Below are 13918 nucleotides of genomic sequence, written 5' to 3'. Positions count from 1 at the left end.
TACGTCATAAAACACACAAAATTACTTTATGCTTCGAATTGATTTCTTCAAGGCGAGTCTGCCAGAGTGCCAACTCCCTTTGTAAAAAATCGTTATATCGGTTTGTTTGCTCTTCCATTTTAGCGTAAACGATTTCATACATGGTGGAACGTGATTCATTACTCATACTCGCCTTATTTATTGAGGCATCGTATTGGGTCATAAGCTTTTGAGTTTCTTTATCATATTCAACAGACTGGTTTTGCATTTTTTTTTTGATATAACGGAGAGAAATGTCAATAATACCTTTCCTTATATTGAATAAATTATCATCTGATAATTCTTTAAATTTAATTTTGAATGCGATGAACATTTTTTCAAATTTGCATGATTCATTATAGGCGCCATGCAGATTGATTAATAAGCTCGATAAAGAAGTGCTTTCCAAAGATAATTTTATTAAGTTTTGAATCAAAGAATAAGACTCTTCCAAAAGCCGGCGCCTTGAAATTGTTAAAGAACGTTTAGATACCTGACTTGTGATGAAAAGCTCTCTTTCCTTGAAGAAAGAATATATCATATCTTGAATTTCTTCAGGGATAGCGTCTTCCAACATAGTATCCAAACTTTATTGAAAATTCGCCTCATCTTAGCAAAAGGTAAAAGTAAGATCCATGAATGCTTTAGAAACAGACCCCGTAGAGTTGGTCTTCTGTTTTTATTTTATGACTTACATCTTCAGTAAGCCTTCTATGCTGAATAGCAACAATCTTATTATAAAAATCCGATGTTTCAGGCTGACGGCGATTAAACCAGGTATGGCCTTGATAAGCATTTGCAATGGCTGCTTGTCCAATAATCACCTCTAAGGTTTCAACCGCTGTAGGAAGTTCACCATTTTGATGTTTTTGATACAGATCAAAAATGGCTGCAGCACCCCTGGATATGGTAATTTCATGGTCATTATCTAGTCTACGTGTTTCACCACCGAAAATTCCAATTTTACCATCGAGTCTAATGATATCTGCTAAAATATTCGCAAGAGTTTTTTCTGCATTCCTTTCAATAATATTCTCTGGAGAATTTATAGGATCACTTAACCATATTCTCTTGAGTTTATTAAAAATAAATTCAGCTTCAGCCTCATTAACATGAAGCCCCGATTTGAGATGACTTTTTGTTTCTTCTTTTCGTAGCGATGAATCTCTAAGAGCTGTTTTATACTCATATGCATTTACATCTTGATCCGGGATATAATATCTTTTAAATAGTTCTACACTTTCTGGCACATTTATTTGCTCTGATGTTTGCTCAACAAGAATATCAAATTTATTTCCTAAATCTTCAAGATCAAGACGCAAAGGACTATTTTCCCTATAGTTAGCATTATATTCTCGAAACTCATCAATGATTTGTTTTTTTAAATCAGGATTTTCGATAAGAAATTTTAAAAATTTTTTATTCTTTATAAGTTCTGCTTTTAGTAGTTCACTACGTCGTGTTTTGTGAGCTACCAATTCTTCTCGCAATTTGGGATTTCCAATCGTTTCATTTGCAATGGCTCGATAAATTTTCTCATTGAATAAGGCTCTTTTAAGAAAAACCGAAAAAACATCTTTGATAAAATCAGGATTATCTTCAATCCCTCCCAGGTCTAAAATGCCGCTGTCAGTTTCATCAGGAAAATTACGCGGTTTTGCATCGCGTAAATGCGGGAAGTTTGTAATATCTCTTTGAGTTATAGGAAAAGCATCCCTAGGTTTTATGCCATAGGCTCGTTCGTTACCCTTGTAAAGCGGTTTATTAGGATTTATGTTTTTGTATTTTGAGGTGATTGGCCAGGTTGCTTGATCATGATCAATTTTGTAGGATATTAGATTGATTGGATCATAGCCAATATTACCCCCATGCAGATCGTTCTCTTCCTCAGTATAGGCAGCACCTAATATTCTACCAATACCTGATTTAACCAGGTCTATCTGCCGGGGAGAACGCAAGTTACCCATTAGCTTCTTTTGCTTTAAATAGTAATCATGTAAGGATTGAAAATTATCGATTTCCCTAGAAATAACCCCCACTCGATTACCTTGATTGTCATGGACACTTCTAACTCTAGGTGTACGGTCATTTAATAAAAGGCGATAACACATGCCATTGAAGGCTTCAATTTCAGTAATTCTTCTTCCAGACTCTTCCGTTTTTAGAATTTCTATAGGGAGTTTATCCACTTTTTTTACTTTCTCAGCGCTATGGGACGGTTTTGGTGCATCCGTTTCTCTTATAATTTCAATAGGAGCAGAATGATATTGGGCGCGCTCTTTACTTTTATGAGGTGGATTGTAAATTTTGGTTGTTTTAGCCAATTCTTGTTGTAACAACCCTAAACGCTCGAGTAAAGCACCATTTTGACTGTGATTGTAGTCAGGACTTGAAAGAAGTGCATTGATAACAATCCCAACTTTTCTTTTGCTGGTAATTGTTAAAATTTGTGTCTGATCTCGGACTTCACAGTATCCCAATTTTTTAAACAGGGGAAAATTCTGGATTAGATAAGAAATATTCGAGGTGTCTGCGGGTAATGTTAGGATGATAAATGGTTCTTTCTCTGGTTTTTCTATATCCTTTGGGAGCACATCTCCATGAGTATAAACCTCCTGAAATCCTAAGTAATCAATTTTACTATAAATTTTCATAACAGTAGTTCAGCACGCTCAGTTGTTGCGACATTCTAAATTAGAAAAATTAACAAAAAATTAACAAGGTTTGCGCGCTTTAGACGGCAGATGCGCAATTATAAACCAATTTTCTATTTTATGATCAAATAAAAAAAACAAAGCAGCAGTTTTGAATTTTTAGTTCAATGCGGTTGCTGCATCTGCTTTCCAATAGACCCCACCACCACTTTCTTAAATTGAAAATAGCTTTCGTCTTTCAACAAATAAGGTACACTCCCTGTAAAAGAAAAATAGATGCACTAACTTTTGGAAGAATGAACATACAAACTGAGTTTTCAAAAGAAGTACTTAAGTTAATTAAATCAATACCTCGAGGTAAAGTTGTAACTTATGGGGATATTGCCAGACTGGCAGGACACTCGCGAGGGGCACGTGGAGTTGGATGGCTTCTTCATTCCTGTACAATGAGTCATAATCTTCCCTGGCATCGCGTCCTGAAATCCCGAGGAGTACTCTCATTTCCTAGGGGGGACCCCAACTATTTACTGCAGAAAGAACTGTTAGAAAAAGAAGGCATTGTTATTATCAATGGTCGTGTTGATTTAAAAAAATATTCTTGGAACAGTGAACCATAGCAATATAATTCGATCATATCAAAGCAAAAGAGTACTATATAATCTATTATTATCGATAGATTGTTTGCTTTTTTGGAGTATACAATGCCCACATTATCAATTGGAACCGGGGTTGATAGCAGTCCCCAAATCAAATCAACACATGAATTATCGCCTGGCACTTATCATACTTCTGCTTTGGCGATGAGTGAAGCAGCTCAAGGAGGAGGAATAGAGGCAGAACGTGGAACTATAGGAATATTAAAGGCAAACGATAAGAGGATTTTATTCACTCATTCATTAGATTCATGTTTTCCAGCTGTATTTATATTTAAAAATGGCGATGTTGGGCTTTATCATGGTAATACCCCATTTATAAGCAACATCCAAATTGGAAGTGTCCCAGGAGGAAATGGGTTGCTAGAAACGATACCCGCCTCAGAGATCGAAGAAATACAAATTTTCGAAAAAGGAGTGGCATTAAATACTGGAAAAGCTTTAACTTTCGCTCATAACTTACGCGCACATTTTAAGGGGGAAGGACCCAAAATTTTAGTGCAACAGGAAAAAGATGTAAATCCTGCGGATCCTTCCTATAAATATGGTGCTGCAGCTATTTATAGGTCAAAAGACGGAAAACCTATTATACTTGTAGGCCAAAGCAAACCTTACAATGATATGGCTAAAAATCAAGAAGAGTGCTTGAACAAGGAGGAAGATAGTATCAAACCATATACTTTAGTGGAGTTCGATCCCAAAACAAGACCTCTTCCTACTAGAGAAGAGCCTCGAGGGGAGAAAGAACTGAAAAAACAGGAGGAGCTGGAACTCACCCCCAAAGCAACACCGAGTCTAAAGCCCTCAGAACCTCAGCAGCAGGAAGAATTGCAACTAGAACCTAGTCCAAAGTCCCCAGAACCTCAGCAGCAGGAAATACAGCAAAAGATGAAAAGTGTTGTCAAGGGCATGAGGAAAGATGAAGAGAATAAACCCAAGGAAGACGGGAGCTGCTGCATTCTTCAATAATTTCTTTTATGGGATAATCGAAGGGAATACAGTTGAATCCTACAGCTCTACAGCATTTGATAATGAAACGAGTAATTCATATTGCCGCTATTGAACCTCCTCACCCAGGAAACAACAACAAGTAGTTTGGGTCATTTTGCCCTGAGGTAACGTCAGTTTCTCATTTTAAATTTCTCTATGTATCGCTTAAATTTCTCTACGTACCGCGCTCTATGCGCGGTATCCAGAACGATATTTCAAGATGCCGCTGAGCATTTTTATAGCAAGATCCCCTGGATACCGCGCATAGAGCGCGGTACGGAGGCGAAAAAATGAAACGCGGTACGTAGGTGAAAAATTTAGTGGAGGTTTCTCATCAAAAAAACTGACGATACCTCAGGGCATTTTGACTCAACACTCTATGGTGCAACTTAGATTAGTGTTGGATCTAAAGATCCAACCTAGCTTTGCTATTAAGAAGTTAATTTTTGAGCTAATTCAGAAACTCCAAGGTGTCCTGAGGTATCGTCAGTTTATCCCTACGTCCCGCGGACAAGCGTTTCTTAAATTAAATCCTTGCGTTTAAGGGTTTCATTGTACTCGTGCATACTAATCAAACCGGCTTCATATTTTTCCCGAGCCTCATAAACACTTATATAGCAATTATTGGATTTATCTTCCGAAACACCAACAATAGCATCAAGAAATTCAACGAACCATTGAAATAGCTTTCTCATTTGGAACCTTCCCTGTGAAAATTACATCCGTTCAATCATTATAGCCCTATTTCAAACTCTTTTGCCAACAGCATACGCTGAATTCATTATATTAGAGTTTATTATGAATAAATTTAGTAAAGTGGAAAAAAGGTGCTTCTTACTGAGCATTTTTCTAGCCCCTTTTTAAGATTATAAAAAGTAGAAAAATTATTTAGAGTTATCTTTCAGGTTTTTTAAATACTTATAAAGCTCTGGTAACAAAAAAAGTGGCAAGGAACATATTATAATCACAGACCAGTTCATTATAGATATTGGTACAGTATGTAAAATACGCTGTAATCCAGGTGTATAAATGGCCGCAATTTGAAGTCCTAACATACTTGAAATTGCAATTAAAATCCATTTATTTGAGAACCATCCTATCTCTTTAATTGGTTTATATAAATTTCTGAAATTCAAGGCATGGATGTTAGACATAACTGCTAAAGTTGTAAAGGCAATAGTATTGGCTAAAGCATAAGATTGCGATGAATAGAACTTATAAATAAGAAACGTTACAATCCCAATATAGGAGCCAAATAAACCTAATAAAAAGAAAGACGTGCGATCCAAAATTGACTGATTCGCTTGTCGTGGATGTGTACTCATAATGTCCTTTTCAGCTTCTTCAACACTTAATGAGAGCGCTGTAGCACTGTCAGTAATTAAGTTAATCCAAAGAATTTGAATAGGGACCATAATTAACCGGCCGCTCAGCATAATATTAATAAGGACAGCCAGGGCTTCTCCGATGTTCGATGATGCGAGAAAAAGCACAAATTTTCGGATGTTAGTATATTGACGCCTGCCTTCTTTTACTGCAGCAATAATTGAAGCAAAATTGTCATCGAGTAAGACAATATCTGCTACACTTCGGGCAACATCCGTTCCACGTATTCCCATTGCAATTCCAATATCAGCTTGTTTAAGCGCTGGTGCATCATTTACACCATCACCAGTCATGGCTACTAATTGTCCTTGTTTTTGTAATAAACTTACAATACGCAATTTGTCTTTAGGAATTGTTCTTGCAAAAAGGATGTCTTCTTTCAATAAAAGATTTAAATTATTATCATTAATTTTTTCTAATTCGCTACTCGTAACAATTTTCTGAATATTTAGACCAATCTGTTTGGCGATTGCATGTGCGGTTACAGGCGAATCACCCGTTATCATAATAACTTTGATACCCGCTTTTTTTGCGGTCTCTAAAGCATCAGGAACTTCTTTTCGTGGTGGATCAATTAAACCAACAATTCCAAGAAATGTTAAATTACTTTCTGCTTCATCTACTGTTAACTCAGCTTGCTTGGGTATTACTTTCCGTGCTAGTGCCAGGGTACGAAGCCCTTCTTCGGCAAAATTATTGTACGCTTTCTCTATTATGAGTTGGTATTGAGACATAAGTTTGATTTCATTGTCGCGTGTCAAATAGTGAGTACACAATGGTAAAATCACTTCAGGAGCTCCTTTTACATGAACAATTTGACACTCTTCTGTTTCTTCAATAATAGACATTCGCTTTCGGGTTGAATCAAATGTAAACTCATTAATAAAATGGCTTTGATATTCTTGGCTTAGGCCTGATTTTAAGGCAGCGACAATTAAGGCCGCTTCATCCGGCGAGCCTATTGCTTTCCAGCTTGTTTCCTCTTGGTGAATGCGGGCATGATTGCATTTGCGCCCTGTATCAAGCAACACAATCAATCCCGGGATCGATTTTGGGTCTATTGATTGTCCCTTTGCTATAAATTCGCCCTTTGGTTCGTAACTTGTTCCAGTAATATCAATGAATTCACCCTGCAACCAAATTTTCTGAACTTTCATTTCATTTTTGGTGAGTGTTCCTGTTTTATCTGTGCAAATAACCGAAACAGCCCCCAATGTTTCTGCTGCCTGAAGTTGGCGAAGCAAAGCTTTCTTATGTGACATAGCTCGTGCTCCTACAGCAAGAGCGATAGTGACCACAGCAGGAAGACCTTCAGGAATAGTAGCCACTGCCAGGGATACCCCTGTCAACAACAGATTGATTATGTCATGACCAAACAACATTCCAATTAATATAACTGTAGCTGAAATAAACAAGGCTAAAAATCCAAATTGTCGTCCAAGATTGGACAATTGTTTTTGAAGCGTTGTTTTTTCTTCAATGATAGTCCCTGTCATTTTAGCTATGCGGCCAAATTCCGTATTCATGCCAATGGCAACAACTAAGCCTTGTCCATGCCCATTAACAACATGAGTCCCCATATATGCCATATTTTTTCTTTCTAAAAGAATAGTTTCTTTTGGCAAAGGTTTAGTAATTTTAGCTATTGGCGCTGATTCCCCTGTTAAAGCAGCTTCATTAACCATAAGGTTTACTGCCCTGATTAGCCGAATATCAGCAGGCACAATATTTCCAGCATCTAATAGTACACGATCACCTGGGATGAGTTTATTTGCATGAATTATTTCCTCTTTCCCATCGCGAATAATTCTGCACTTAGGAGAAAGCATTTTTTTTAATTTTTGGATGGCTGTATGTGCTTTCCACTCTTGAATAAATCCTAAAAGACCATTAAAAATAATAATGACAAGAATTGCGATTGCATCGATCATATCCCCTAGAATAAAGGATAAAATTGTTGCTAGCAGTAAAGCTAAAATTAAAATATTAGTGAACTGTCGAACTAATATGTGGTACCAATAGACTGACTCAATATCTTTAAGCTCATTGATGCCATAATGTGTTTCTTTCGCTAGTAATTTTTCCGTTTCTTCAATAGTTAATGCATGCCATTGCTTCATAGTGTTCCATGTAAAAGCCCTAATCTTAATTTGAGCTAAATTTAGCTTAAATAAGTATCCGAATAATCAGTATAAGCTATTTTTCTACGGGGAAATAATTACAAGTTTAGATTGTTATCTGGATTTTTATGGCTTAAGTGGAGTAAACAAATGCAGAGTTGAGCCATGCCACTGCGTCTTGAGTGTGAACCAATATTTAAAGATACAAGTCAGGTGCTTGCAACGAGGATTCTCCCTTCAAGGTAAATGAATCACCATTGCAAACAAACAGCTGACGTTGTGGATTAAACCTTTAAATTGTTGGCTTACTTCTTTAGTAATTGTCTGTAAGTTAGCCTCTGTATCAGTGATACCCAAAAGACTCGCTTTTTTTATAGATTTGAATGCTTATGCGATCTACCCGTTCCTCTTGAGAAAAATTACATTCCCCTTGTCCTTGTCTTATGCCGTCAAGGTTATACAATAATTCTGATTTTGCCGTAGCCTAATCCGGATGGTGATCATCCATATTATCCAAATAGCGTTCAGTTAATAATTACGAATGACATCGTTTCCTTATTAACTTTACTGGAAATTCTCATTCATTAATCTTTTCTTCACTCTCATTCTTTCTAAAACCTAAGAAGCTGAGTAATCGATGCCAATAAATTCTTAGTATCACCATACCTGCGGTGATAGCACCTATAATCCCCTGTAAAATCACACTTCCAGTCCCTGGATCCAAATATGCGTAGGCAGGCGAACTATTTAACAACAAAAATGTTAGCGCAGATGTAGTCAATACACTTAATATTGAAGTATTTCTCATGTTATATCCTCCTTAATTCGGGCTGATCTCTTTGTTTTTTGTCATCAAATAAAGTATTCGTTCAGATCCTGATACTTCATTAATGCAGCTTATTGAAAAATAAGTACTAAACGCCTTTTCAAAATATTCTCGTGTATAGTTTTCAAAAATATCTTTTCTGGATTGCAGCAAGCGTTTAACCTGGCTATCTGACTTGGGTACAAACTCAATAATCAAATGATCACCTATTTCTGCGAAAAAAGCAGCGATGCGCTCCAAGGGTATATTGTTTGATATTGCCAGGTGATGAATCAATGCGAGCGCCATAATGCAATCCGCAGGCCCCCGATCCATCAAAGAATCTCGTTCCTTGTTAGACCAACCCAAATTTGGGGTTGGATTTGTTAACTCCAGTAAGAGAGGCAATGGTGAATGATGTTTTTGCTCTTTGATCCTTCGATAGTTTATTTCTACTGCTGCGGGATCAACATCAAAAGCAAGCGTTGTTGTTGCTCCCATTTCATTAGCCAAACGGCTGAAATGTCCTGTATTTGCCCCAAGATCCCACACTACTTTCGGCTTGGACAATTGCAAATACTGTTTCACGATTCTGTTCTTTTCTGCAAATGACGAATCCGAATAATTTGTTGCCTGATAGTAATCTGCCCATTCCGTTCCCACGGGTTTCCAGTCAAGTTTTTGGATTGTATGTCGCAAAGAGTGCAAGAGGCCAATAAATCCCTTCTTACTGAGTTGAGCTGCTCGTTGATTGCCTGAGCGTCGCTTCGTTTTATTCGTTTGAGAATATAACTTTTGCATTCTCGCATGGAGATGAAGATGCATTAACAGTCCAGGATTTGTCCAGGAACGTTTTGAGAGTAAAGAGCTTGCCAGACAAAGAGGGATACCATCAATATAGACTCGCAACAGTTGCCCCAGCCTTATATCTTTTTTTGCCATTAAAACCAGAGGTGCCAGGAAGTGTTGGCAAAATTGTTTGTAAGCCGCCCAAGGCTGCCCTTCCTCATAGAGTTCAAAAGAAAGCGTGTCAATGAATACAGCATGCCCTTGTTCAAACTGCACATTGTATGCAGAGGCATCCTTGATGGTCATCCCATACTCGAGTGAGAGCTCTTGTAAATCAAGCGTAAGTAGTGCTGCATCCTTAAGTTGACTGAACGACCATTCATAGGGATAAGAAATAAACTGAAGCGGCGTGGGACGTAAAATCTTGTAAGCGTCCTCGGAAAATGGATCTGGCTCCATTTCTGTATGTGAAACAAGCCAATTTTTATCAGTTAGCCTCTTATATAATCCTGAGTGAATCAAATGATCGTAATGAGGGCGGTAAATTAAATTTACCTGCCTGTGAATGTTTCCCTGATGGGTAAAAATAAATCCAGAGGGATCCCGAAAAGATGCTTGATGAGGTATGTAATTGTGATCGTTTGTGCGATATTTCATATGTTAAGCTCTTCTTATTTCATCAATAATTATCTCTTGAGCGAAAATTCCCAGTTTACGACGGTCTGGAGATTCACTTATTTCGCTGGGAGCAGTGGGCTCGGAGATAACAAACGTAATATCCAATAATCCATTGCTTATTATTTTTGCGGGAATAGTCGCTTCGAACCAATCCAGCTCGAGCATTGTCCAGGAAGCAATGTCATATCCATTGACTACAACTTTGATTTGTTGTGGCTTTCTATCTTTGGTCGGGAAGGCTTTAGCATGCAGTCGCAATGATAAGGACTGCGATTTTTCTTGTTTTACATAAAGGCCTAGCCGGCTTTGAGATCCATTGGTCCATCGATGCTCCTTCTCTTGCCCACACCAGCCTTGCTTTAAAAATTTCGCTACATTGCCTCCCTGTGCGAAACTTAGGGGCATACCTAGTTTATACTCAGCAAATTTAATTAGTTTCTTTACGGAACCCGCAGCATACTCTCGATTAAGATTTTCCCACGCTTGTATATTTCTTACATCACCATCGATAACATACTCTGACATTGGCGGAAGGTACGCTTTGTTCCAATACGGATTGCTCCATTTATAGAATAAAAAAGTACGTTTTTTCTTTTCATCTAATTTTGATAAACGATCGGCTCCACATGCAAACTTACCATCATTCCAGGAAAGGATACATACGATATCAGCTAAATGAAGCGGTTTATTGGAGTAGGTGAGCGGCGAGAGCGACGTACTTGGTTTATATAAAAAAAGCGGACGCGCTGTACCAAGTGCATATGTATTTATATTGTCATCTAATGTATCTGCAGAACCGTGAATATCTGCTGGCCAAAATCCCCTCCCGTGATCGCCGATAACCAAAATCTCAGCAGAATCATAAATACCTAATTTGTGAAGCAGCTTAAGATTGCTGTGCAGAAATCGCAAAACTCCACGTGCATGACGCACATAAGACTCCCTTGTGCTAGGCATGTTTTTTTCATATTTAAAAAATTCATTAACCTGGGAAGGAGCATGTGCACCTGCATAATGATACACTTTGAACTCACCCTCTTTATTAGAATTAACCCTGGCGTTTTTTTCCAGTGCGTTCAAAAAGCGCAAATCATCACCATTTCTACCTTGGGGTAATGTATCATCAGTGGTTAGTTTCAAGAAAAGCCAGTTGTCTTTATTATAAAGTCCGGGTTTTAGTTTGGTTGGTGCAATTCGAAATAGACCGCCATTAAGCAATAGTAATTGTTGTTTACTAATCCCCGCCCATGTTTCCTCCCCAACAGATGCCATGAACGCTTTTTGGGCTTTAATACCCTCAAAATATTTATTTGGAATGATTGAAATAATACTGGCTCCATACCCTTTCTCAATATGATAATCCGCTATATTTAGGATTGTATAGCTTGCCTTCGTCCAATCCTTCAGAGGAATTTCATTTTTGTAAAATTTCCCCGTAAGAATTAAGGGTAAAGAAGCAATGGTGCTTGGATAACCACCAACCGTGTTTGGATAAAAAGTGAAGCCGCGCAAAAAGGCCACTTCCTCAGGCCAATTCTGTGCTATCTCATTAAAAATATCAGATTGAAAACTATCCAGGACTATCAGGAGCTTATTATTCTTATTGTGGAAGGAAAAAAGACTCTTTGCAGCTGCCTGGTCATCATTTTTCTTAGGATGGTAATCCGAGCTCACCCAGGCGGTAATTAGTGACAGGACACCTAACAGCATGCTGCCTTGAGCCAAAATAAGTAATTTATTTCTTGAGCGAAAAGACAACGTGATAGCAGCACCAACAAGAAATAACCAGACTAACAATTCTACATTGGCGTGGGTACTCCATTTGCTCCAGTTCACTCCATTTCCATCTAACGGACCAAAGTTCCAGGCAAAAAGTTGACTTTGCACCCAGGCAGATAACGCAAGCCCCACCAACAGCCCTGAAATAATTGCATAAAGCACTGGCCACCGGGAAATTACCAGTAACAACCCAAGTAAAATTGTTGTAACGCCAACACAAATAAATACGAGCGGCGGTAACGTATCTGCCAGGTTCGTTGTAAATTCAAAATGGTTCCCAAAATAAAAAACAAGAGGAGAAACCAAGAAAATAATAAGAGGTAAGCTTAGCGCAAAAATTACTGATCGTTTTAAATCCATTTATTTTTATTGTCCATCTTCACTGTACATTTAGATTTGATATGGGTTAGATGTATGGATAAAATCCATTCATTTTTATTAAATCCCCACTTCTATTTTGTCCCTTAAGCAAATCAAACTTTGCCGTACTGCACTAGAAAAACTGATATTGGAAAATTTCCCAGGCCCTAATCAGCAGCTATTCTCAGTCCTTGGTTTCTTATTATAGTCACAGTAAACATATGGAGAATAAACAATTTTTATGAAACCTGCAATCATAATAAAAGCTGTCATAATGTTGACAAAATAAAATTAGAATATTACAAACAGGAAAAGGTTTTCTAAGGGAGGCTCTCGACCGAAGCTCTTATAATGAGAGTCCTCATACAGCAATCAAAAGTGAATACCGCTTTGTCGGAGAAATTGAAAACTCTTATAATAATATTTACAGCAAGTTCCATTTGGAACTCATTACCAGGCAGATATCTCTTGTTGCAAACGCTCGATTACCCCATATGTAAACAACTTCAGGTTAGCATTTTGAAGGCAAATCAAAAATTCCTCTCCTCCCATTCTAAAAATACGCGAAGACTTTTAAATACTATAATTTCTATAATGGTTAGGTATTTAGATCTCATAAGGACACAGAAATCATTATTTTTTGGGATCACTTTCATGAAGTTTTATTGAGCAATCTGAATGGTATGGCAGTCAAAATAGGTTAAAAGCATTTGTAGTTTAGCCACAGCGAGCTCTCTCAAGGAGGAAAAAAAGAGATGAACCAATTTCATAATATTTTATTTGTCAGCCATGGAATTAAAGATGAGATGGAAACCTTACAATTGGTATTGAGACTGGCTTTTGAAAATAAGGCAGAACTTCGTATCTTAATTATTTGCCCTCCTTTTCCTGATACGCTTAGTGAATATAAACCCTCTTATGAAGCATTCTTAATTGACAAGATGAATAAAACCATTCAATCGGCCAAATCAGACTTCACTTTAAAGGATATCCCTATCCAGATCGAAGCCAATTGCACCAGTAGGCCTGATATCCAAATCATTCGCTATGTATTGCAAAACTCTCATGACCTTCTCATTAAAGAAGCTGAAACGCCAGAAGGAAAAGGGTTTAAAGCTCTTGATATGGCACTATTGCGCAAATGCCCTTGTGCTACATTACTGCATCGTCCTCTAAAACATGCTCAACAAAATATTCGAATAGCCGTCGCTATAGATCCAAAAGATGAGGAACCTGCCACCCAAAATTTATCACTTCGCTTATTAGAATTTGCTCATTCCATGAGTTCCTTTTATAAGACCAAGTTACACATTATTTCCTGCTGGGATTTTGTACTGGAAAATTACTTTCGTGATAGCGGTTGGATAAAAATCCCTGAAGCTGAAATCACTAAAATGGTCGCTCAAGAAAAATTTTCTCATGGACTGTTATTAAGAGATCTGATCAAACGCTCGCAAATTTCTGGAGAATATCAGATTGAAATTTCTAGAGGACAACCAGAGGAACTTATCCCATCCATTATTGCTCAGAAAAAATTTGATATTTTAGTAATGGGTACACTCGCACGTACTGGGATATTAGGATTTATTATTGGCAATACAGCAGAAAATATTCTACAAAAAATTAGCTGCTCGTTGCTTGCGTTAAAACCACCTGGCTTTGTTTCACCAGTAAAAGCTTATTAAT

General features: G+C 37.6%; 10 protein-coding genes. 3 read left to right on the top strand and 7 right to left on the bottom strand.

What is annotated here, in order from left to right; genetic code table 11:
* Positions 1–4: 4 nt before the first annotated feature.
* Positions 5–595 (bottom strand): hypothetical protein, encoded by a 591-nt coding sequence (locus FOLKNPGA_RS06365; RefSeq protein ID WP_182352202.1) that lies wholly within the window; start codon positions 593–595, stop codon positions 5–7.
* A 67-nt stretch (positions 596–662) separates the two neighbouring features.
* Entirely contained in the window at positions 663–2672 is a 2010-nt protein-coding gene (locus tag FOLKNPGA_RS06360) for a hypothetical protein (RefSeq protein ID WP_182352201.1), read from the bottom strand.
* Between the two features lie 296 nt (positions 2673–2968).
* Here FOLKNPGA_RS06360 and FOLKNPGA_RS06355 point away from each other — a divergent pair, with 296 nt between their 5' ends.
* Together FOLKNPGA_RS06355 and FOLKNPGA_RS06350 are read left to right on the top strand one after the other, a co-directional pair.
* Positions 2969–3289, top strand: coding sequence for an MGMT family protein (locus FOLKNPGA_RS06355; RefSeq protein WP_182352200.1), 321 nt, complete (start codon positions 2969–2971; stop codon positions 3287–3289).
* A gap of 84 nt (positions 3290–3373) precedes the next feature.
* Complete coding sequence (locus FOLKNPGA_RS06350; protein WP_182352199.1) at positions 3374–4294, top strand: hypothetical protein; 921 nt, start codon at positions 3374–3376, stop codon at positions 4292–4294.
* A 542-nt stretch (positions 4295–4836) separates the two neighbouring features.
* On the opposite strand, the gene FOLKNPGA_RS06345 is transcribed toward FOLKNPGA_RS06350, so the two are convergent.
* The 5 genes from FOLKNPGA_RS06345 to FOLKNPGA_RS06325 form a co-directional block, all read right to left on the bottom strand.
* Entirely contained in the window at positions 4837–5010 is a 174-nt protein-coding gene (locus tag FOLKNPGA_RS06345; protein ID WP_182352198.1) for a hypothetical protein, read from the bottom strand.
* A gap of 189 nt (positions 5011–5199) precedes the next feature.
* Entirely contained in the window at positions 5200–7821 is a 2622-nt protein-coding gene (locus FOLKNPGA_RS06340; protein ID WP_182352197.1) for a cation-transporting P-type ATPase, read from the bottom strand.
* A 577-nt stretch (positions 7822–8398) separates the two neighbouring features.
* A complete protein-coding gene (locus FOLKNPGA_RS06335) occupies positions 8399–8629 on the bottom strand; it encodes a hypothetical protein (RefSeq protein WP_182352196.1) in 231 nt (76 codons plus the stop codon).
* Positions 8630–8641: 12 nt separating this feature from the next.
* Complete coding sequence (locus FOLKNPGA_RS06330; RefSeq protein ID WP_182352195.1) at positions 8642–10072, bottom strand: SAM-dependent methyltransferase; 1431 nt, start codon at positions 10070–10072, stop codon at positions 8642–8644.
* Between the two features lie 3 nt (positions 10073–10075).
* Positions 10076–12232 (bottom strand): sulfatase-like hydrolase/transferase, encoded by a 2157-nt coding sequence (locus FOLKNPGA_RS06325; protein WP_182352194.1) that lies wholly within the window; start codon positions 12230–12232, stop codon positions 10076–10078.
* Positions 12233–12987: 755 nt separating this feature from the next.
* Here FOLKNPGA_RS06325 and FOLKNPGA_RS06320 point away from each other — a divergent pair.
* The gene (locus FOLKNPGA_RS06320; RefSeq protein ID WP_182352193.1) at positions 12988–13917 is read left to right on the top strand and encodes a universal stress protein; all 930 of its coding nucleotides are present in this window, start codon (positions 12988–12990) and stop codon (positions 13915–13917) included.
* Position 13918 lies beyond the last annotated feature (1 nt).

This window comes from Legionella sp. PC1000 (assembly GCF_014109805.1).
GTDB classification, from domain to species: domain Bacteria; phylum Pseudomonadota; class Gammaproteobacteria; order Legionellales; family Legionellaceae; genus Legionella; species Legionella resiliens.
This window is presented reverse-complemented; position numbering and strand designations above follow the sequence as displayed.

Coding starts and splice junctions, on each gene's coding strand:
- FOLKNPGA_RS06365 (WP_182352202.1), bottom strand. CDS start 595: ATGTTGGAAGACGCTATCCCTGAAGAAATTCAAGATATGATATATTCT.
- FOLKNPGA_RS06360 (WP_182352201.1), bottom strand. CDS start 2,672: ATGAAAATTTATAGTAAAATTGATTACTTAGGATTTCAGGAGGTTTAT.
- FOLKNPGA_RS06355 (WP_182352200.1), top strand. CDS start 2,969: ATGAACATACAAACTGAGTTTTCAAAAGAAGTACTTAAGTTAATTAAA.
- FOLKNPGA_RS06350 (WP_182352199.1), top strand. CDS start 3,374: ATGCCCACATTATCAATTGGAACCGGGGTTGATAGCAGTCCCCAAATC.
- FOLKNPGA_RS06345 (WP_182352198.1), bottom strand. CDS start 5,010: ATGAGAAAGCTATTTCAATGGTTCGTTGAATTTCTTGATGCTATTGTT.
- FOLKNPGA_RS06340 (WP_182352197.1), bottom strand. CDS start 7,821: ATGAAGCAATGGCATGCATTAACTATTGAAGAAACGGAAAAATTACTA.
- FOLKNPGA_RS06335 (WP_182352196.1), bottom strand. CDS start 8,629: ATGAGAAATACTTCAATATTAAGTGTATTGACTACATCTGCGCTAACA.
- FOLKNPGA_RS06330 (WP_182352195.1), bottom strand. CDS start 10,072: ATGAAATATCGCACAAACGATCACAATTACATACCTCATCAAGCATCT.
- FOLKNPGA_RS06325 (WP_182352194.1), bottom strand. CDS start 12,232: ATGGATTTAAAACGATCAGTAATTTTTGCGCTAAGCTTACCTCTTATT.
- FOLKNPGA_RS06320 (WP_182352193.1), top strand. CDS start 12,988: ATGAACCAATTTCATAATATTTTATTTGTCAGCCATGGAATTAAAGAT.